Origin of the sequence: Mycobacterium sp. NPDC050441, assembly GCF_040655355.1 — a bacterium.
GTDB lineage: Bacteria > Actinomycetota > Actinomycetes > Mycobacteriales > Mycobacteriaceae > Mycobacterium.
Window position 1 is genome coordinate 1 of record NZ_JBFAJS010000002.1, and the last position, 19,211, is coordinate 19,211.

At 66.5% G+C, this 19,211-nt stretch carries 18 protein-coding genes; 15 read left to right on the forward strand and 3 right to left on the reverse strand.

Translation table 11 applies throughout. The features are described 5' to 3' along the window. On the forward strand, positions 1–222 hold a 222-nt coding region (locus AB0I14_RS05010), incomplete at its 5' end, for an alpha-hydroxy-acid oxidizing protein (RefSeq protein ID WP_358016832.1). A 6-nt stretch (positions 223–228) separates the two neighbouring features. On the opposite strand, the gene AB0I14_RS05015 is transcribed toward AB0I14_RS05010, so the two are convergent. Both AB0I14_RS05015 and AB0I14_RS05020 read right to left on the reverse strand, forming a co-directional pair. Then, positions 229–1,749 carry a sensor domain-containing protein gene (locus AB0I14_RS05015; RefSeq protein ID WP_358016835.1) on the reverse strand — a complete coding sequence of 507 codons (1,521 nt, stop codon included), beginning with the start codon at positions 1,747–1,749 and terminating at the stop codon, positions 229–231. 6 nt (positions 1,750–1,755) lie between these two features. After that, positions 1,756–2,112, reverse strand: a complete 357-nt coding sequence (locus AB0I14_RS05020; protein WP_358016838.1) for a hypothetical protein — start codon at positions 2,110–2,112, stop codon at positions 1,756–1,758. Between the two features lie 300 nt (positions 2,113–2,412). Here AB0I14_RS05020 and AB0I14_RS05025 point away from each other — a divergent pair, with 300 nt between their 5' ends. Genes AB0I14_RS05025 through AB0I14_RS05035 form a run of 3 tightly spaced genes read left to right on the forward strand, consistent with a single transcriptional unit; the run spans position 2,413 to position 5,977 of the window. Next, positions 2,413–4,116, forward strand: coding sequence for a CocE/NonD family hydrolase (locus AB0I14_RS05025; protein WP_358018950.1), 1,704 nt, complete (start codon positions 2,413–2,415; stop codon positions 4,114–4,116). Between the two features lie 58 nt (positions 4,117–4,174). Further along, positions 4,175–5,074, forward strand: coding sequence for a tyrosine recombinase XerC (locus tag AB0I14_RS05030; protein WP_358016841.1), 900 nt, complete (start codon positions 4,175–4,177; stop codon positions 5,072–5,074). Between the two features lie 57 nt (positions 5,075–5,131). Then, positions 5,132–5,977, forward strand: a complete 846-nt coding sequence (locus AB0I14_RS05035; protein ID WP_358018952.1) for an alpha/beta fold hydrolase — start codon at positions 5,132–5,134, stop codon at positions 5,975–5,977. A gap of 97 nt (positions 5,978–6,074) precedes the next feature. On the opposite strand, the gene AB0I14_RS05040 is transcribed toward AB0I14_RS05035, so the two are convergent. Then, positions 6,075–6,536: a M23 family metallopeptidase gene (locus AB0I14_RS05040; protein WP_358018954.1), complete on the reverse strand. Its 462-nt coding sequence runs from the start codon at positions 6,534–6,536 to the stop codon at positions 6,075–6,077. 334 nt (positions 6,537–6,870) lie between these two features. On the opposite strand from AB0I14_RS05040, the gene rpsB reads away from it, so the two are divergent. The 11 genes from rpsB (at position 6,871) to AB0I14_RS05095 (ending at position 19,208) form a co-directional block, all read left to right on the forward strand. Continuing rightward, complete coding sequence (gene rpsB, locus AB0I14_RS05045; RefSeq protein WP_358016844.1) at positions 6,871–7,701, forward strand: 30S ribosomal protein S2; 831 nt, start codon at positions 6,871–6,873, stop codon at positions 7,699–7,701. A gap of 28 nt (positions 7,702–7,729) precedes the next feature. Continuing rightward, the gene (gene tsf, locus AB0I14_RS05050) at positions 7,730–8,557 is read left to right on the forward strand and encodes a translation elongation factor Ts (protein WP_358016847.1); all 828 of its coding nucleotides are present in this window, start codon (positions 7,730–7,732) and stop codon (positions 8,555–8,557) included. Between the two features lie 214 nt (positions 8,558–8,771). Further along, a complete protein-coding gene (locus AB0I14_RS05055) occupies positions 8,772–9,626 on the forward strand; it encodes an LLM class F420-dependent oxidoreductase (protein ID WP_358018957.1) in 855 nt (284 codons plus the stop codon). 52 nt (positions 9,627–9,678) lie between these two features. Further along, positions 9,679–11,130 carry an amidase gene (locus AB0I14_RS05060; RefSeq protein ID WP_358016850.1) on the forward strand — a complete coding sequence of 484 codons (1,452 nt, stop codon included), beginning with the start codon at positions 9,679–9,681 and terminating at the stop codon, positions 11,128–11,130. A gap of 145 nt (positions 11,131–11,275) precedes the next feature. After that, positions 11,276–12,469, forward strand: a complete 1,194-nt coding sequence (locus AB0I14_RS05065) for an ABC transporter permease (protein WP_358016853.1) — start codon at positions 11,276–11,278, stop codon at positions 12,467–12,469. Then, the gene (locus AB0I14_RS05070) at positions 12,466–13,032 is read left to right on the forward strand and encodes an FtsX-like permease family protein (RefSeq protein ID WP_358016856.1); all 567 of its coding nucleotides are present in this window, start codon (positions 12,466–12,468) and stop codon (positions 13,030–13,032) included. Before AB0I14_RS05065 ends, AB0I14_RS05070 begins: the two co-directional genes overlap by 4 nt. Positions 13,033–13,039: 7 nt before the next feature. Then, a complete protein-coding gene (locus AB0I14_RS05075) occupies positions 13,040–13,762 on the forward strand; it encodes an ABC transporter ATP-binding protein (protein WP_358016859.1) in 723 nt (240 codons plus the stop codon). A gap of 25 nt (positions 13,763–13,787) precedes the next feature. Continuing rightward, the gene (locus AB0I14_RS05080; RefSeq protein ID WP_358016862.1) at positions 13,788–15,311 is read left to right on the forward strand and encodes an APC family permease; all 1,524 of its coding nucleotides are present in this window, start codon (positions 13,788–13,790) and stop codon (positions 15,309–15,311) included. Between the two features lie 4 nt (positions 15,312–15,315). After that, positions 15,316–17,292: a primary-amine oxidase gene (locus tag AB0I14_RS05085; RefSeq protein WP_358016865.1), complete on the forward strand. Its 1,977-nt coding sequence runs from the start codon at positions 15,316–15,318 to the stop codon at positions 17,290–17,292. A gap of 245 nt (positions 17,293–17,537) precedes the next feature. Then, on the forward strand, positions 17,538–18,044 hold the full coding sequence (locus tag AB0I14_RS05090; RefSeq protein ID WP_358018960.1) for a hypothetical protein: 507 nt from the start codon (positions 17,538–17,540) through the stop codon (positions 18,042–18,044). Then, positions 18,045–19,208 carry a glutathionylspermidine synthase family protein gene (locus AB0I14_RS05095; RefSeq protein WP_358016868.1) on the forward strand — a complete coding sequence of 388 codons (1,164 nt, stop codon included), beginning with the start codon at positions 18,045–18,047 and terminating at the stop codon, positions 19,206–19,208. The last annotated feature ends 3 nt before the right edge of the window (positions 19,209–19,211 follow it).

Sequence of the window (19,211 nt, forward strand, 5' to 3'; positions counted from 1 at the left end):
TCGGGTATCCGCAACGGGGCTGACATCGTCAAGGCTCTTGCGCTGGGTGCCACCGCGGTTGGGGTGGGCCGTCCGTATGCGTACGGGCTGGCGCTAGGCGGGGCGGAGGGCATCGTGCACGTGCTGCGGTCGTTGCTCGCCGAGGCCGATCTGATCATGGGCGTCGACGGGTACCCGACGCGCGCCGATCTCACACCCGACGCGTTGCGCCGGGTGGACTGATCAGGTTCAGCCCGGAAATCGGTCCCGGATCGCGTTCACCAGTGCGGCGGCCTTGTCGGTGGCCGCCGGCCCGCACACGACAGCGTCGACGACGACGTTCGATTTGGCCCCGACTGCGTGTCGGCACACATCGGTCGCGCGATCGCCGGAGTCCACGTCGACGGTCATCAGCCCGGTGGTCTCGCTGACCTCTCCGATCTGATGATGTGCTTCGGCGCCGTCGCGCTGAACAGTCAATTCGCTGTTCGCACAACCTTTCCAGGTCGAGGACATCGCGTCGACGAAATCCGAGGCATGATGCGGTGTGTCGAACTCGATGACGCTTTCCTGTGCTCGGACCGGCGGTGAGCCGCCTGTCAGTTCGCGGACGTACCTGACCCGGTATCCGGTCTTGGCGGGGATCGACTGGGTGTCCGAATCCACTGCGCCGGCACAGTTCTGGGTGGTCGCGACGTCGTCCGCGGCGGGGTGCTGGAGGTACTCCCGGCTCACGGTCAGGTCGGTGCCGAGGATCCGACCGGCGTCGGGCGCGGGCAGCAATTGACCTTCGACAGCCGATCCGGTGGTGGTGGGCACCAATTCCGGGCAGGGCCAGTACTCGCGCACGTTCGCCCCGCCGCCCACCCGCTCGGGAGCACCTTTGATGGTGCGCAGTGTGATTCGGTGTGACGAATCAGCATTCACCAGTACGGCATAGCCGAATTCCGGACGCCAGTTCGCCGGTAACAACACCCACAGGTCGCCGCGCACGGCGTAGCCGCGGAAACACTCGTAGCGGAACGTTTCGCCCTGCGGGGACGACGCGTCGGTCAGCGGGGTGGCGCGTACCAGTTGTTCGGGCAAGGCCAGCCGGTCACCGGTGTCGAGGATGACAGTCGTCTCCTTCGCCCACAGTTCCCCGGCGGCGTTGATGCCTGCGACTTCGCCGACCTTGGTGGCGAAGATATTGGTGGCCCAGAACGACGCCAGTACCAGCACGGCCACGGACACGGCCAGTAGCGCCCGCTCCAATGCGCTCACCGGTGGCCGTTCGGGCGCGGGCGTGGTCGCGCGCAACAGCCAGGCCGCGAGGACCAGGAGGGCCGCGCCGACCCCGAGGGCAATGGGCGTCAGCCATAGCTTTTCGTCCGGCGTGAACGTGGGTCGAATGACGCCGACAACCCCCCGCAGCAGGCAGGCCAGGCCCAAGGCTCCCAGAGCCCAGGCGACCGCCCGCAGGGTTCGGGTATGCCGCCCGGCGGCGGCCACCCTGCGCAGGTATGTGCACAGTCCGAGTACGGCCGTGACCGTCAACAACGCCACCAACGCAGTGACGAACAGCACGCCGGTGCTCTTGGTGACATAGTCATTGGTGGTGAATCCGATCGCATCGGAATCAATACCCAGATATGCCAAGGTTTTTCGGGTCGAGGTGTAGCCGAAGTAATAACACAGCCCGGTCACCAGGGTGGTCGGCGCCACGACCAGACCGATCACGCCGATCCATTTGTGCACGGACGGCGGGATGGCGCCGTCGTCGTCAGCCATGTGCGCTCAGCCGGCCGGGGGAGTGGGGACGTCGTTCGTCGGGATATCGGTGGGCACGTCGCGCGTCGGGGTGGTCGGGGTTGTCGGCGTAACGGCGGTGGTGGTCGGGGTGCCGACGAGGGTGGTGGTGGTCGGCGTCGGACCTGATGTTGTGGGCGGCGGGGTGTAGGTCACGTGACCGGTCGACTTCGGCGCCAGGGTCGTCGTCTGCAACGTGGTGGCCTCGGTGTGGTTGGTTACGGTGACCGTCTTGGCCGGTTCAGGGTCCTGTTGCTGCCCGCCGCACGCCGTGGCCATCGCCGCAGCGCCTGCGAGGGCCAGTCCGACGGTGATCGCCGTGAGGCTCCGATGGCGTACGCCCATTCCGAACTCCTGTCCGCCGTCGCTCACAGCCAGTTTCAGGCCGCAGCTGCAGATGGACACGAGTAATGCGCTACTTAATTCACATTCGTGCCGTATTCGACGCCGCCGGACTGCAGGTCGGCCGACGCTTCCAGGCATTACGGTCGACAGGTGCGCCCAATCGTCATTCGTGGTGTGGCGATCGCGGCTGTCGCCGTGCTGGTCCTCGCCGGCTGCGGCGGCGCCCACCGGCAGCCGTTCCCGGCCGCCGCCGGGCGCGGGCCGTGTGAGGTGACCGAACAGACCGACGTGCCGGCCACCATGCGGGACGGCACCGTGCTGCGTGCCGATGTGTACCGGCCGCATGTCAACAAGCAGGTTCCGGTGCTGCTGATGCGCACCCAGTACGGGAAAACCGGTGCCCAGGCCCAGACGCGGTACCAGTCGCCGGACTGGTTCGCGTCGCACTGTTATCTGGTGGTCATCCAGGATGTCCGCGGTCAGGGCAACTCGGGTGGCGTCTTCGAAGAGTTCACCCACGACATGGACGACGGCTACGACTCAGTGGAGTGGGCCGCGGCACTCCCCGGGGCCAACGGCAAGGTCGGCATGTACGGGTCGTCGTATGTCGGTGCCACCCAATGGCTGGCCGCCGTGACCGCTCCGCCGCATCTCGTGACGATCGCACCGGCCAACACCGCCTCCGACTACTACGACGGCTGGACATACGAGGGCGGGGAATTCCGGCTGGCGTTCGTCCAGCCGTGGGCCATCGGCTCGCTGGCGCTGACCGCCGCGCAGAACCGCCACGATCAGGCCGCCGCAGCGCAATTGACCGCAGCCGCGGCCGATCCCACCCGGTGGATGAACTTTCGGCCGTTCAAAGATCTGCCGCCCATGCAGCCGGCCAATCCCGCGATCGCACCCTGGTATTTCGACTGGATCCGGCATTCGACCCGCGACGACTTCTGGCAACGGGTCAGCATCAGGGATCGTTACAGTTCGGTGCCCGTGCCGGTCCTGGACGTAGAGGGCTGGTATGACGCCTTTCTCGCCGGCGGCGTCGAGAACTTCACCGGGATGGTCGCGCACGGCGGCACCCAGGTGGCCCGCGACAACCAGCGCTTGGTCATCGGCCCGTGGGACCACGTCAACTGGGGCCGCCCCGACTCGGAACCGGCGCCGCTGCTGCGCGACATCGGCGCGGTCGGCAACAGCCCGATCAACGACCTGATGCTCGCCTGGTACGACCATTTCCTCAAGGGCGAAGACACGAACGGCGACAACCCGGTTACGACCGGTCAGCCCCGCGTCGACTATTTCGTCATGGGGGCCGACAAGTGGAAGTCGGCGACACAATGGCCGTTGCCGCAGACCCGGTGGACGACGTTCTACCTGTCCGGGCCGGGGGGAATCGCTGATCGCCGAGGACAACTCGTCACCGCCGCGCCCGAAGCGCAGGCGCCCGACACCTACACCTACGACCCGGCGTTCCCGGCGCCGAGTGCGGGCGGCCATTCCTGCTGCGGTGCACTGACCGGCCCGCAGGGCCCCTACGACCAGACGCCCGTCGAACAGCGTTCCGACGTGCTGGTCTACAGCAGCGCACCGCTCGACCACGACACCGAGGTGACCGGACCGGTATCGGTGCGACTGTGGGCGCAATCCAGTGCTCCCGACACAGATTTCACCGCCAAGCTGGAGGTGGTGAAACCGGGTGGGCAAGTGATCAACCTCAACAACGGCATCGTGCGGACGGCGTTCCGGGACTCTTTGTCCAACCCGACGCCGATCGTGCCCGGACAGCCTTACCCGTTTCAGATACAGGTGTGGCCGACGAGCTACGAGTTCCAGGCCGGCGACCGCATCCGGCTCGAGATCTCCAGCAGCGATTATCCGCAGTTCGCGCCGAACCCGAACACCGGAGCGCCGTTCGGGCAGGACACTGTGGTTCGCACGGCTGATCAGGCCATCCTGCACGACGCACAGCATCCTTCGGCCGTGACGCTTCCGGTCATTCCGTGACGCTGCGACACGCGCGCGGTTGACGACCGCAGCCCGAACGGTCTGTCACGGTGGGGGAGTGAGCACCCCGGTCGAGGCGATACTTGAGGAGTTCGACGAGTACCTCGCGTTGCAGTGCGGCAGGTCTGAGCACACTCGCCGGGCGTACCGGGGTGACCTGCGGGCGTTGTTCGACCACACCGGCGGTGGTCTGGACACCGTCACCCTGCCGGCGCTGCGGTCATGGTTGGCCACGCAGGCGGCGGCCGGAGCGGCGCGGACGACGCTGGCGCGGCGTACTTCCACGGTCAAGACCTTCTGCACCTGGGCGGCCCGGCGGGGACTGCTCAAGGATGATGCCGCGGCCCGGTTGCAGGTCCCCAAGGCCCACCGCACCCTGCCCTCGGTGCTTCGTCGCGATCAGGCGATCGACGCCATGGAGGCGATGAATTCCGCTGTGCAGGAAGGTGATCCGCTGGCATTGCGGGACCGGTTGATCGTCGAGATGCTGTATGCCACCGGGATCCGGGTCAGCGAGTTGTGCGGGCTGGACATCGATGACATCGACACCGCACGTCGGGTGCTGCAGGTGCTGGGCAAGGGCAACAAGCAGCGCACGGTTCCGTTCGGCGAGCCCGCACACCACGCGCTCACGGCCTGGCTCACCGAGGGACGGCCAGCCCTGGCCACCGCCGATTCCGGTCCCGCGTTGCTGCTTGGGGCCCGCGGCAAGCGGCTCGATCCACGTCAGGCCCGCACGGTGGTGCACCAGACCGTCTCTGCCGTCGACGGCGCCCCTGACATCGGCCCGCACGGCCTGCGGCACAGCGCGGCCACCCACCTCCTCGAAGGCGGTGCCGATCTGCGCATCGTGCAGGAGTTGTTGGGCCACTCCTCGCTGGCCACCACACAGCTCTACACCCATGTCACTGTGGAGCGACTGCGCGCCGTACATGATCAGGCCCATCCTCGGGCCTGATCGAGAGGAGTTGTCATCATCGCGACCCGATCCCACGTCGACCTGCCGTCGGGTCCCATCTCCTATCTCGTCTGGGAACCGCCGAATCCAGGCTCCACCGTGGTGTTGCTGCACGGCGGCGGGGTGGACAACGCATCGTTGTCCTGGGGCGGCATCGGGCCCCGGCTGGCCCAGGCCGGCCACCGCGTCATCGCACCGGACCATCCCGGCTACGGCCAATCCCCACCGGCACACCGGCCGGCGACGCAGGAGCGCCTGGTCGCCTATGTGGGTGAGTTCGTCGACAGGCTCGGCCTGCAGCGCTACGCCCTCGGAGGGCTGTCGCTCGGCGGGGGCATGACCATCGGCCACGTGCTGGACCGGCCCGACCGGGTCACCGGCGCGATGCTGCTGAGCAGCTACGGGATCATGCCCCGGTTGTCGGACGGGCCGCTGTCCGGCGTGCGGCAACTCCTTACCTGGGTGACATTGCGCACCGGCCTGCTGGGGGCGATGACCCGCTGGGTGGGCACCAACCGAAGGGCGATGGCACGCAGCATGCAGGCGCTGATCACCGACCCCGGCCAGCTCACCGACGCGTTGATGGACGAGATCATGGCCGCGGCAGGCCAACCGGACGGATTCGCGGCATTCGAGCAGTGGCAGCGTGACCAGGTCGGGTGGAATCGGCAGCGGACCGACTACACCGGGCGGCTGGCCTCGTTGCCCCGCCCGGCGCTCGTCGTTCACGGTGCGTGCGATCCGGGCGTGCCCGTCGCGCACGCCCGTGAAGCCGCCGCACTGATCCCGGATGCGCAGTTGAAAATCGTTGCCGGAGCTGGGCATTGGGTCCAACGTGATCGGCCCGACGTCGTACTGGGTGCGATGACCGGATTCCTGCGCGGCCTCAGCCCACCGGCTTGATCGGCGCGATGACGACGGTCGTGACCGAGTTCAGCATGCGATCAGCGTGCGCCGCACGGCCCGGGGTTCGGCGTCCTGACCAATCGCGGCGTGTCGTTCAACCAGCGGGCTTGAGCCGGATCGGCGTCTCGGCGAGCAGCCCCAACGGGTCGACGTAGTCCGCCCGGGCGGCCGCACCCCACATCGCTCCCCAGTGCAGGCAGGCCGTCGCCGGACAACCGGGGTGACCGGCCAGCAGCGCGCCGAGTAACTGCCCGGCCGCGACCGTCTGCCCGGGCCGTACCGCGGCCTGCACAGGCTCGTAGCTGGTGCGCAGCCCACCCGGGTGGGCGAGTGAGACCACCGGACGGCCGGCCAGGACGCCGGCGAAGACCACGGTGCCCGGCCCTGCGGCATAGATCGGCCGGTCCGGCGCGGCAGCCAGATCGACGCCGCGATGGCCGCGGTTCCAATTGGGGGAGGGGGCATCGAACCCCCTGGTCACCGCCGGTCGCGGGGACACCGGCCACTGCAGCCGCGAGCCGTCGGCGTGGGCGGCAGCCGGCCACATCCACGCCATACTCAGTAGCAGCGCCGTCGCGACAACCCTCACCACCCCAGTTCAGCGTCAACCCGGGCGGTCCGGAAGACCCGAAAACCGGGCCTGTGGATGAACGGGCCCGCGTTTGCCGCGTGGTAAAGGCACGCCTGTGCGGCGTGTAAACTTCTACCCGCAGCTCGCTAGCGGGCTGACTTCGCGTGTCTGCGCATATCGATCGCCTCAACGGGGTCGTACACGGATGCCGGCGGTCCTGACCTGGGGTTTCCCAGATCGGGTCCGGCAACCAGCGGGCACCAGGGCCTGGCATCACCCGACGCCGGGCGACAACCGACGAATAAAGGACATAGCCGAAATGGCTGTTGTAACCATGAAGCAGCTGCTGGACAGCGGCGCTCACTTCGGGCATCAGACCCGACGCTGGAACCCCAAGATGAAGCGGTTCATCTTCACCGACCGCAATGGCATCTACATCATCGATCTGCAGCAGACGCTGACCTACATCGACAAGGCCTACGAGTTCGTCAAGGAGACGGTTGCCCACGGCGGCACCATCCTGTTCGTCGGCACCAAGAAGCAGGCGCAGGAGTCCATCGCCGAAGAGGCCACCCGCGTCGGCATGCCCTACGTGAACCAGCGCTGGCTGGGCGGCATGCTCACCAACTTCTCCACCGTGCACAAGCGCCTTCAGCGTATGAAGGAGCTCGAGGCCATGGAGCAGACCGGTGGCTTCGAGGGTCGCACCAAGAAGGAAATCCTCATGCTCACGCGTGAGAAGAACAAGCTCGAGCGCAGTCTCGGCGGTATCCGCGACATGGCCAAGGTGCCGTCGGCGATCTGGGTCGTCGACACCAACAAGGAGCACCTGGCGATCAACGAGGCCATCAAGCTGGGCATCCCGGTCATTGCGATCCTGGACACCAACTGCGACCCGGATCAGGTCAACTACCCGATCCCGGCCAACGACGACGCGATCCGTTCGGCTGCTCTGCTGACCAAGGTCGTCGCCTCCGCGGTGGCCGAGGGCCTGAAGGCTCGGGCCGGCGCAGGTGCCGGTGAGAAGCAGGCCACCGAGGGTGTCGAGCCGCTGGCCGAGTGGGAGCAGGAGCTGCTGGCCGGTGCCACCGCCGGTGCCGCCGAGGGCGAGGCCGCTGCTGCACCCGAAACATCCACTGACGCTTCCTGATTTTTTTCAGTCCAAGGAGAAGTCTTACATGGCTAACTACACCGCTGCCGACGTCAAGCGACTGCGGGAGCTGACCGGCGCTGGCATGCTCGCCTCGAAGAACGCTCTGGTCGAGGCCGGCGGCGACTTCGACAAGGCGGTCGAGCTGCTTCGTATCAAGGGCGCCAAGGACGTCGGCAAGCGCGCTGAGCGTGCCACCGCCGAGGGTCTGGTCGCGGCCAAGGACGGCGCGCTGATCGAGCTGAACTCCGAGACCGACTTCGTCGCGAAGAACGCCGAGTTCCAGGAGCTGGCTGATCAGGTCGTCGGGGCGGCTGCCGCGGCGAAGGCCGGCGATGTGGATGCCCTCAAGGCCGCCAAGGTCGGGGACACCACCGTCGAGCAGTCCATCGCGGACCTGAGCGCCAAGATCGGCGAGAAGCTCGAGCTGCGTCGGGCCGCCTACTTCGACGGCACGGTCGAGACCTACCTGCACAAGCGTGCCGCGGACCTGCCGCCGGCCGTCGGCGTGCTGGTCGAGTACCAGGCCGGCGACGCGGAGAAGGGCAAGGAGGCCGCACACTCGGTCGCCCTGCAGATCGCCGCGCTCAAGGCCAAGTACCTCACCCGCGACGAGGTGCCCGAGGACATCGTCGCCAACGAGCGCCGTATCGCCGAGGAGACCGCGAAGTCAGAGGGCAAGCCTGAGCAGGCGCTGCCCAAGATCGTCGAAGGTCGTGTCACGGGTTACTACAAGGACGTCGTGCTGCTGGATCAGCCGTCGGTGTCCGACAACAAGAAGACCGTGAAGGCCCTGCTGGACGAGGCCGGGGTCACCGTGACCCGCTTCGTGCGGTTCGAGGTCGGCCAGGCCTAGCAGTACACCGAGACCCGGGCGGCACACCCACACCCGGTTTGACGGCTCAGCCGTCGCCGCCCGCCGCAAAACCCCGCGCTCATTCCGGCGATCCCGGAAAGCGCGGGGTTTTGTTCATTCGTGACTTGGTCGGTGCCGGGTAGTTGCTCACGCCGGCGCGGGGAGCTTTGCCGGTGTGGGAGTGTGGCAGGTACCAATGGTGTTGGAGGTGAGCATGCGTGTAGGGGTTGTATTTCCGCAGACGGAACTGGGCGGGGATCCAGGAGCCGTGCGCACCTACGGCCAGCGTGTCGAAGAGTTGGGCTTCACCCACATCCTGGCTTACGACCACGTCGTCGGCGCTGATCCGGCTGTCCATCGGGACTGGGCCGGGCCATATGACCTCTACACCACATTTCACGAGCCGATGGTGATGTTCGGCTACCTGGCCGCGGTCACCTCCCTGGAACTGGTGACCGGCGTGATCATCCTGCCGCAGCGCCAGGCGGTTCTGGTGGCCAAGCAAGCTGCCGAGATCGACCTGCTGAGCGGCGGGCGCCTGCGCCTGGGCGTCGGGCTGGGCTGGAATGCGGTCGAGTACGAGGCGCTCGGCGAGGAATTCGGCAACCGCGGCAGGCGCTCCGAGGAGCAGGTCGAGCTGATGCGCCGCCTGTGGACCGAATCGTCGGTGACCTTCGAGGGCCGTCACCACCGGGTGACCGGTGCGGGGCTGGCGCCCCTGCCGGTGCAGCGTCCGATCCCGGTGTGGTTCGGAGCGGCTTCCGCGCGGGCCCTGGAGCGGGCCGGGCGACTCGGCGACGGCTGGTTCCCGATGATCGGGCCCGGGCTGGAACTCGATGACGCACGAGCGCGGGTCGAGCGTGCGGCCGTCTCGGCCGGGCGAGATCCCGCCACGATCGGCATGGAGGGTCGGGTGGGCTGGACCGGTGATCCGGACAAGGCCGCGGCCGACATCGCCGCGTGGGCCGACGCCGGAGCCACGCACGTGACGGTGAACACCATGGGAGCGGGTCTGCGGACCGTCGACGAGCATCTGGCGGTGCTGCAGAGCGTGGCCCGGACGCAGTGACGGCGGGGCGGGAGCCCACCGCCCGAGCGGTACTAGTTGGTACCGTCTGAGCATGAGTCGAATCTTCGCCTTCGGCGACGATGCCCTGGGTGAGCACGACGCCGTCGGCCTGGTGGAGGAGCTGCGAGCCGGCCGGGTCTCGGCGGCCGACCTGATCGAGGCCGCGGTGGCGCGGATCGAGGCGGTCAATCCCACCCTCAACGGACTGGCGTTCGAGGCCTTCGACCGGGCGCACGCCCGCGGCGCCGCACCCAGCCGCTACGGCGGGTTCTTCGACGGTGTCCCGACCTTCGTCAAGGACAACACCGCGGTCGAGGGGATGCCGACCATGCGCGGCACCGACGCGTGGGAACCCCGCCCCGAAACGGCCCATGGCGACTTCGCCCGCGCGTACCTCGCCACCGGTCTCGTGCCGCTGGGCAAGACCCGTCTCTCGGAGTTCGGCTTCAGTGCGTCGTGCGAGCATCCCCGGCTGGGCCCGGTGCGCAACCCGTGGAACCCCGTCTACACCGCGGGCGCCTCATCGTCGGGTTCGGGCGCTTTCGTCGCATCGGGGGTGGTGCCCATCGCCCACGCCAACGACGGGGGCGGCTCGATCCGGATCCCCGCCGCCTGTAACGGGCTGGTCGGTCTCAAGCCGACCCGAGGCCGCTTGCCGCAGGACAAGGACCTGCGGATGATGCCGCTGCGGATCGTGTCCGACGGGGTACTCACCCGATCGGTGCGTGACACCGCGGCGCTCTACCGGGAGATGGAGCGCGTCTATCGCAACCCCAAGCTGCCGCCGATCGGCGACGTGAGCCGCCCGGGCAAGCAGCGCCTGCGCATCGCGGTGTGCACACAGTCGGTCGTGCACGATGCCGGTCCGGAGATGACCGAGCTGACGCACAAGACCGCCGCACTGCTAGAGGAACTCGGCCACCAGATCACCGTGATCGGCAACCCGGTCCAGGCGCATTTCAAGGATGATTTCCTGCTGTACTGGGCATTCCTGGCGTATGCGTTGGTGCGCGGCGGGAAGCGCTCCTTCGGCCCGAGCTTCGACCGAGACAAGATGGACAATCTGACGCTGGGTCTGGAACGACACGCCTCCCGCAACCTCTATCGGGTCCCGGCGGCGATTGCCCGGCTGGCGCGGTCGCGGCGGATCACCGAGCGGCTGTCCAACAGCTACGACGCGGTGCTGATGCCGACCCTGGCCGAGCCCACCCTGGAGATCGGACGGCTCGACCCGACGGCGGACTACGAGCAGATCATCGATCGGCTGCTGGGCTGGGTGGCGTTCACCCCGCTGCAGAACGCCACCGGGGATCCGGCCATCTCGCTGCCGCTGGCCCAGACGGATGCCGGTCTTCCGGTGGGCATGATGCTGTCGGCGACCCGGGGCCGTGAAGCTCTGCTGCTGGAACTGGCCTACGAGCTCGAAGAGGCCAGGCCGTGGCCGCGCATTCAGGACCCGGCGCCGGCCGCCCCGCGCAAACGCGCGCGAAAAGCGGTGAAATAAGCTGGTTTTGAACTCGTCAGCGAAGGCTCACGACGAAATCCGTTGTGCCGGCGACATCATGACGTAACGCCGATCAGTGGGTGTTAACTCGCCTGACACCGCGATCTGCTCCAGGTGAAACACCCGGCTCGCAGCATTCCCTGCTGTGGAGACCGTAGCTTCGATACCGTCGTCTCAAGCATCCACAGCTCGTCGATCGCCGGAGATCGCGACTGCTGCGGTGCGGACCGGGGGCACCTTCGGGTGCCTGATGAGATTCGCACTGGCGAACATTCGTCGCCGGCCCGAACGGTTCGTGTTGTCGGTACTCGGGATCGCGCTCGCAATCGCCTGCGTCACCGTGGTGCGCACCATCTCGTCGAGTTTTGCTATCACCGGGGCTGATTCGGTCACCGAAGTGCTCGGCGGCGCCCAGCTGTGGGTGGTGCCGGCTGCTGGTGTGCACTACGACAACGAGGCCCGCGCTCTGGTTGCCGATGGACCGCCGCCGGTGCTCGACCTGCCCGACGGCTGGCATGGCCGGATGACGATCTCCGGAGTGACGGTGATCGACGGCGCTGCGGTGTCACTACGCGGTATCGACGAAATACCTTCTGGCAAAGTGGGTTTGGGCGCCGATCTGGCTGGTCGGTTAGGGGTCGCGTCCGGAGACGTGATCGACGTGGCGGGCCTGCCGCTCACCGCCGAGGTCTCCGGGCCGGGGGAGTCGATGACGGTGGCGCCGACTTTGGCGCGATTGTTGGTCGGCAACAACGGCTGGTGGACGGTGACCGCACCGCCGGGTGACGAACATCGCCGCGACCTCGCCGAAACCTTCGGCGCCGCTGTCGGGTTGCCGTTCACGGCGGATCCGTCGGTGCGCCCGGAGCCCGATGGACCTGGACTGATCTACGACACGGTCGGCGGATCGGGTCCGCTGAATTTCGAGCAGAAGTTCTCGGCACTGTTCTCCGGAAAAGTGACCGGCTCGACATTGGGGCTGATCTCCACCATCGGACTGGCGCTGGGCTTCGTCATCGCCGTCTCGTCCTTCCTGGCCGCAGTCGCCGAACGCAAGCGTGAGTTCGGGATCATGAGCAGCATCGGCCTGGCAGACGAAGTGCTGTATTTCTTCCTGGTCGAATCGGCGATCGTCTTCGTGGCGGCCTATGTGGTCGGCGTCCTCGGTGCGGGTCTTGCTGTGGCACTGGTTATTCCGGGGATCGCCACACCGACCGCATGGGCGCAGGCCGCAGGCATGGTGGCGGCGTTCCTGCCGGCGATGGCCATCGTCGGTGCCCTGGTGCCGGTGCACCGGCTCCTGCAACAACGTCCGGTCGACCTTCTGGGGGCAAGGTGATCGACAAGGGTCTGGCCTACGGCTGGTTGTCAGCGCGTCGGCGTATCCGCGAGATGGTGCTGCCAGTGGTGACCACCGCCACCGGTGCCTTCCTGGTGGTGCTGGTGTTCGGGATGTCGGCGGGCATTCGCGCACAGTCGGCCACCCTGGGGCACGCCGAGGAGATCAACCGGGCGGTGGTCCTGATCGCGGTGACAGTCCTGCTGGTCGGCGTCGTCGAAGTCGCGGTGGCGACCACCCGGACCGTGGCGCACCGAACCCGCGAACTCGGTGTGCTCGGCGCCAACGGCATTCCCCGGGCCCCCGTGGTCGCCGCCCTGCTTGTCGAACCGGTGGTGGCCGCCGTCCTTGGCGCCCTGCTCGGGGCGGTCTGTGCGGGTGTCACCGGAATCGTGGTCGCATTCGTGGGTTTGGCTCCCACCGGAGTCTCCTATGCCGGCCTGGCAGTCGGCGCGGTGATCGCCGTCGGGGTCAGCGTCGCCGCCGCAGTCGCAACGAGTTTCGTCCCTACCTTCAATGCCGCATCTCGTCCGCCCATCCGATCCCTGACCGCGGGAGGTTAATCCGATCATGACCGCACTCGACGACGCTGTAACCGTAGATGACACCGAGCTGCTCAACAAGCCCGTCATCGAGATCAGCAACGTGTGGAAACTGCACAAGCTCGGCGACGAGGTGGTCAAGGCCCTCGTCGCCGCTGAACTCCAGGTGATGCCGGGGGAGTTCGTCTGTCTGATGGGACCGAGCGGCAGCGGAAAGTCCACGCTGCTCAACATCATCGGCGGGCTGGACCGTCCGACGAAGGGCTCTGTCACGCTCAACGGACAGGACACCGGGCAACTGACCGAAAGCCAGTTCGCCGCGTTGCGCCACGACACCATCGGCTTCATATTCCAGAGTTACAACCTGATCCCGTTCCTGTCCGCGGTCGAGAACGTCGAACTGCCTCTGATGTTCGAGCCCTACGACCGGAAGTCGTTGCGCAAGCGCGCAACCGAACTGTTGGAGCTGGTGGGCCTCGGGCATCGGGTGCATCACCAGCCGACCAAGATGTCGGGCGGCGAACAGCAGCGCACCGCGATCGCGCGGTCACTGATCAGCAGCCCGACCCTGGTACTGGCCGACGAGCCGACGGCCAATCTCGACCACCGCACGGGGGAGACGGTGGTGCGCATGCTGCGCGACCTGTGCTCGACATTGGGCGTCACGGTCGTCGCAAGCACCCACGATCCCACGGTGGCCGACGAAGCGAGCCGTGTCGTCCGGATGCGAGACGGACAAATCGTCAACTGACTCAACCGTATTGGGAGAGGAATCAATGACTCAAGAATTGGAGACCGCGGCGCCGTCAGAGCGTGACAAGCTGATGACGACCGAGCTGGTCCCCGAACAGATCCTGCCCAAGGTGATGAGCACCTTCGGCCTGACCGCGGCCTACGTCTTCATCATCTGCTGGATCACCGGCTCCTCGGTGATGGCAACAGGTGGATGGACCGCCATCCCCATGTGGGTGCTGGGCATCCTCACATTCCTGGTCCCGGCCGGGATGGCCGTGGTGGAACTCGGCAATTTGTGGCCCGGGCAGGGCGGTGTCTACATCTGGGCCACCCGGACGATGGGGGAGACCTGGGGCTTCATCGGCGGCTACCTGTCGTGGGTGCCGGTGATCCTCAACGCCGCGTCATCGCCCGCGGTGGTTCTCTCGTTCCTGTTGTTGGCTTTCCACACCGAGCTCGGCGTGATGACGAGCGTCATCCTGCAACTGGCGATCCTGTGGACGGTTGTCGCCTTGGCGCTGGCGAAGCTCGCCGCCAACCAACGGATAATGAACGTTGTCTTCGTGGTGTTCGGCATCCTCGCGCTGACGATCTTCATCTCGGGTGTGCTCTTCGCGGTGAAGAATGGTTCGGCAACGCCGTTCAGTTGGTCCGAGGCGACGATTCCGAACTTCGCGGTATCGGGCTTCCTGTACGGCACCGTGCTGCTCTATCTGCTCGGTGTGGAGACGCCGTACAACATGGGTGCGGAGTTCCTGTCGGTGCGCAAGAGTGGCCCGCGAATGATCCTCTGGGGTTCGACAGCGCTGGTCGCCATCTACCTGCTGACGACGCTGGGCACCATGATGGCGCTGCCCACCGCAGAGATCGACGCCGTGACGGGTGTCATCGGCATGCTGGACGTCGCGGGATTCCCCGGGTTGATGGAGATCTGCGCAGTCGTACTCGCCTTGATCATCGTCGTCGCGTTGATGACGTATCAGGTGGCCTACTCACGATTGATCTTCGTCTCCGGTCTGGAGCGGCACCTGCCGCGCATCTTCACCCATCTCAACCCGCGCACTCGTAATCCGGTGTCCGCCATCCTGATCCAGGGCGTCATCTCGTCGATGCTCATCGTCGGCCTGTACTCGCAGAGCAGCCTGGTCAACACGACGATCTTCCTTCAGGGTGGCTTGTCGACCGTGTGGCTGCTTTCCGGCTTCTTCTTTCTCATCCCGGTCGTCATCGCCCGCAAGAAGTATGCCGATCGCTATGAGAACGAGACGTTCTGGCGCATCCCCGGCGGCATGGTCGGCGTCTGGATCACCGTCGTCGTCGGCACCCTGGGCACCATCGGGGGCGTCTACTACTCGTTCGCGAAATCTTGGCTCACCAGTGCCGGGGTCGGGGATGGCGAGTGGATGAAATGGGTCGGCAGCATCAGCGTCGGCATGTTCGCCCTCGGGCTGGTGGTCTACATCTTCGGCCGCCGCTCGGCACACAAGGTGTCACAGGAAGACTCCCTCGCGCATCTCGCGGTGTTCGACCTGACCGACGGCTCGACTGCAACCAAGGAGGTTTAGCTCGATGACCATGGACAGCACCCTGGTACCGGCCGGATCGGCCGAAGGCGCGACCCGCTATCCACTCGACCCGCTGACCGGCGCCGAGATCGAGGCGGCCGCAGCCGTCATCACCGGATCGGACTACGCCACACCGACATTGAAGTTCGTCATGATTCAGTTGGCCGAGCCGGCGAAGAATGTCACACTGCGCTTCGCGGGGCCGGCCGATGTTCCGCGCCGGGCGTTCGCGACGATGTACGACGGTGCCGCCAAGTTGATCTACGAAGCCGTCGTCGACCTCGACGCGAGGGTCATCGATTCGTGGACCCCGATTCCCGGCCGCTTCCCCTCCTACCTGGTCGAGCACATGACCGGGGTGGAAGAGAAGGTGCGGGAAGACCCCCGGTGGCAGGCGGCCATGCGCAAACGGGGCGTCACCGATTTCAGCCTGGCGATGATCGATCCGTGGCCGGCCGGCTACTACGGCGCACAGGACCACTACGAGAACTCGCCGTTGATCTGCCGGCCGCTGACCTTCATGCGCGCCGCGCCGTCGGAGAACGGCTACGCACGACCGGTCGAAGGCCTGATCGTCACCTTCGACCTGGACAACATGGTGGTCCTCGACATCGAGGACCACGGTGCGGTCCCGCTGCCGTCCGCGGGCGGTAACTATTCCGAGCAGTTCATGTTCAATCCGGACAACCGACCCGCGTTCACTCAGTTCCGCGACGACGTCAAGACCATCGACATCGCCCAGCCCCACGGGCCCAGCTTCACCGTCGACGGGTGGAACGTCACGTGGCAGAAATGGTCGCTGCGAGTCGGGTTCAACCCGCGCGAAGGCCTGGTGCTGCATGAGGTCACCTACACCGACCGCGGCGAGGTGCGGCCCGTCATGTATCGCGCAGCGCTGTCGGAAATGGTGGTGCCCTACGGCGATACGTCGCCGACCCACTGGAACAAGAACGTCTTCGACATGGGCGAGGTGGGGATGGGCTTCTCGGCCAACCCGCTGACCCTGGGCTGTGACTGTCTCGGTGAGATCTTCTACTTCGACGGCACCGTGAACGACTCGGACGGAAACGCGGTGACCATCCCCAACGCCATCTGTATGCACGAGGAGGACTACGGGATCTCCTGGAAGCACACCGATTTCCGCACCGGTGAGGTCGAGGTACGGCGGTCCCGTCGGTTGGTCATCTCGATGATCTGCACCGTCGGCAACTACGAGTACGGCTTCTTCTGGTACCTCTACAACGACGCGTCCATCGAGATGGAGGTCAAACTCACCGGAGTACTCACCACCGGGGCGATCACCGAAGGGGAGCCACCGCGCTGGGGCAAGATGGTGGCGCCGGGAATGTACGGACCCAACCATCAGCACTTCTTCAACTTCCGGATGGACATGAGCATCGACGGTCCGGGAAACAGTGTGTACGAGGTGGATTCGATCCCCGAGCCGAACCCGGAACTGAACCCACACCACAACGCCTGGATAACCCGCGACACACTGGTGGCCTCGGAGTCCGAAGGGGCCCGGGACTGGGAGCATTCGACCGGCCGGTACTGGAAGGTGGTCAATCCGTCCAAGCTCAACGAGTTCGGCGCACCGGTCGGCTACAAGCTGATGCCCAAGGACATCGTCCCGGTGATGGTGCAGGAGGGGTCGACGATCTACGATCGGGCCCGGTTCGTCCAGCACAACCTGTGGGTGACCCGCTATGACCCCAAGGAGCTCTACGCTGCGGGCGATTACATGTATCAGTGCGCCGAGGCCCAAGGGCTGCCGGAGTATGTGGCCGACGATGCGCCGCTGGAGGACACCGACGTCGTGCTCTGGTACACCGTGGGCGCGCACCACGTGGTGTGCCCGGAGGACTGGCCGGTGATGCCGTGCCACTACACCGGCTTCAAGCTCAAGCCGGTGGGTTTCTTCGACGGCAACCCGGCCCTGGATGTTCCACCCTCGCCGCCGGCGGCGTGCCACCACCACTGACGCGGCACGAGCAGCCACGTACGCGTACCCCGACCACAGCATGCTCAGGTACGTAAGTGTCTGCTCGTGCAGCAACCGGGCCTTATGCTCGTTCTCACGAGTAGATGGCGCGGCGGTTGCGCCCTCCTCTTATGATGGCCGGCGGGTACCGCCGAAACGGGGGGATGTGCATGGGTCTGGGAGACCAACCAGGTGACGGTTTCCAGCCGAGCGAGGAGGACCGGCCGGATCCGCGGCCCGGATCGATACGTTGGCAGGATCCGGCTACGACCACGCCGCGGCCGCCGACCGTGGCTGAGGCACGCCAGCGAGACAAGGCACAGAAGGCGCGCGAGGCCGCCGAAGAGTGGGCGAGGCAGCAGGAGGAGCAGCGCGAACGTCGCGCCGCCACCGGCAAAAAGGTTCTGATGGGCTCGGTGGCAGTGGTCGGTGTCGTCGGGGTGATCGCACTCGGCTACCACCTGTTGCACAAAGAGGAAATCGCGGCGTCGTGCGTCAAGGAGGGCACCAACGAGGTGGTGCCCGATTCGTATTGCTCCAGTGGCCACAGCGGTTCCGGGGGCACCTTCATCTACCTCGGCTCGCCGTACCGGTACTACTACGGCGGCAACAGCGGCGGGGTGGGCACGATTGCCCGGGGCGGGACCATCGAACAGCCCAAGGGCACCACGGCCAAGACCAAATCGGGGACGTCGATCTCGCGTGGCGGCTTCGGTTCGTCGTCGAGCTACGGCAAAAGCTCGGGGAGCTGAATGCGCCGTCAACGTAGTTCCCCGCGAGCCGGCTGGGAACAGATCGTCGCCGACCAGGGGATGTGCTACGGGACCCCGGCGCGCGACGCGGCCGGTGCCGACCGCCCGTACTGGGACGAGTCGGTGCACTACGTCTTCGACATGGACGAGGTGCTGTCGATCGAGGCCTCCGTGGAGGTGCTGCACTCGATGTGCCTCGAGGCCGTCGAGCACGTCGTGTTGACCGGGCGCTACCGCGACTTCGGGCTGCCCGAATGGAGCTGGGAGCACATCGAGAAGTCCTGGCGCCGTAGTGATCCGCACCTGTACGGTCGCTTCGACCTGCGCTACGACGGCCGCCGACCCCCGGTGCTGCTGGAGTACAACGCCGACACCCCGACCACACTGCTGGAGGCGGCGATCCTGCAGTGGCACTGGAAGACGGACGTCTATCCGGACGACGATCAGTGGAACTCGTTGCACGAGAAGCTGGTTGCCCGTTGGAGCGAGATCCGGGACCGCCTTCCGGGGGCCGAGACGTACTTCACCTGGTCGGGCGCCGAGCTCAGCGGCGAGGATCATGTGACGGTGGCCTACCTTCAGGAATGTGCGGCCGAGGCCGGCCTGAACACCGTGGGCCTGGCGATCGAGGACATCGGGTTCGACGCGGATCTAGACCGGTTCGTCGACCTCGCGGAAGCGCCCATGGACTCGATCTTCAAGCTCTACCCCTGGGAGTGGATGCTCGACGACGATTTCGGCCGCCGGGCCGTCGAATCGTTGCCGGCCATCATGTGGGTGGAACCGCTGTGGAAGACGTTGTTGAGCAACAAGGCGATCCTGGCGGTGCTGTGGGAGATGTATCCGGGGCACCCGAATCTGTTGCCCGCCTACGTCGATGACCCGCACGAGCTGACCGAGTACGTGCGCAAACCCAAACTGGGACGTGAGGGTGCCAACATCACCATCGTCGGGGCCGGGTACGAGACCGAGACCGGCGGCGTGTACGGCGAAGAGGGCTACGTGTACCAGCTGCTCGATCCGCTACCGCAATTCGACGATATGCGCCCGGCGTTGGGCGCGTGGATCGTCGGCGACGAATCCGCCGGACTCGGGATCCGCGAGACCTCCGGTCTCGTCACCGACAACGGCGCTGCCTTTGTGCCACACCGTATCCCGCAGTGATCT

What these genes read in the sequence shown, in the direction of transcription:
- AB0I14_RS05015 (WP_358016835.1), bottom strand. Translation starts at nt 1,749, where the DNA reads ATGGCTGACGACGACGGCGCCATCCCGCCGTCCGTGCACAAATGGATC.
- AB0I14_RS05020 (WP_358016838.1), bottom strand. Translation starts at nt 2,112, where the DNA reads ATGGGCGTACGCCATCGGAGCCTCACGGCGATCACCGTCGGACTGGCC.
- AB0I14_RS05025 (WP_358018950.1), top strand. Translation starts at nt 2,413, where the DNA reads ATGCGGGACGGCACCGTGCTGCGTGCCGATGTGTACCGGCCGCATGTC.
- AB0I14_RS05040 (WP_358018954.1), bottom strand. Translation starts at nt 6,536, where the DNA reads ATGGCGTGGATGTGGCCGGCTGCCGCCCACGCCGACGGCTCGCGGCTG.
- rpsB (WP_358016844.1), top strand. Translation starts at nt 6,871, where the DNA reads ATGGCTGTTGTAACCATGAAGCAGCTGCTGGACAGCGGCGCTCACTTC.
- tsf (WP_358016847.1), top strand. Translation starts at nt 7,730, where the DNA reads ATGGCTAACTACACCGCTGCCGACGTCAAGCGACTGCGGGAGCTGACC.
- AB0I14_RS05055 (WP_358018957.1), top strand. Translation starts at nt 8,772, where the DNA reads ATGCGTGTAGGGGTTGTATTTCCGCAGACGGAACTGGGCGGGGATCCA.
- AB0I14_RS05060 (WP_358016850.1), top strand. Translation starts at nt 9,679, where the DNA reads ATGAGTCGAATCTTCGCCTTCGGCGACGATGCCCTGGGTGAGCACGAC.
- AB0I14_RS05075 (WP_358016859.1), top strand. Translation starts at nt 13,040, where the DNA reads ATGACCGCACTCGACGACGCTGTAACCGTAGATGACACCGAGCTGCTC.
- AB0I14_RS05080 (WP_358016862.1), top strand. Translation starts at nt 13,788, where the DNA reads ATGACTCAAGAATTGGAGACCGCGGCGCCGTCAGAGCGTGACAAGCTG.
- AB0I14_RS05085 (WP_358016865.1), top strand. Translation starts at nt 15,316, where the DNA reads ATGACCATGGACAGCACCCTGGTACCGGCCGGATCGGCCGAAGGCGCG.
- AB0I14_RS05095 (WP_358016868.1), top strand. Translation starts at nt 18,045, where the DNA reads ATGCGCCGTCAACGTAGTTCCCCGCGAGCCGGCTGGGAACAGATCGTC.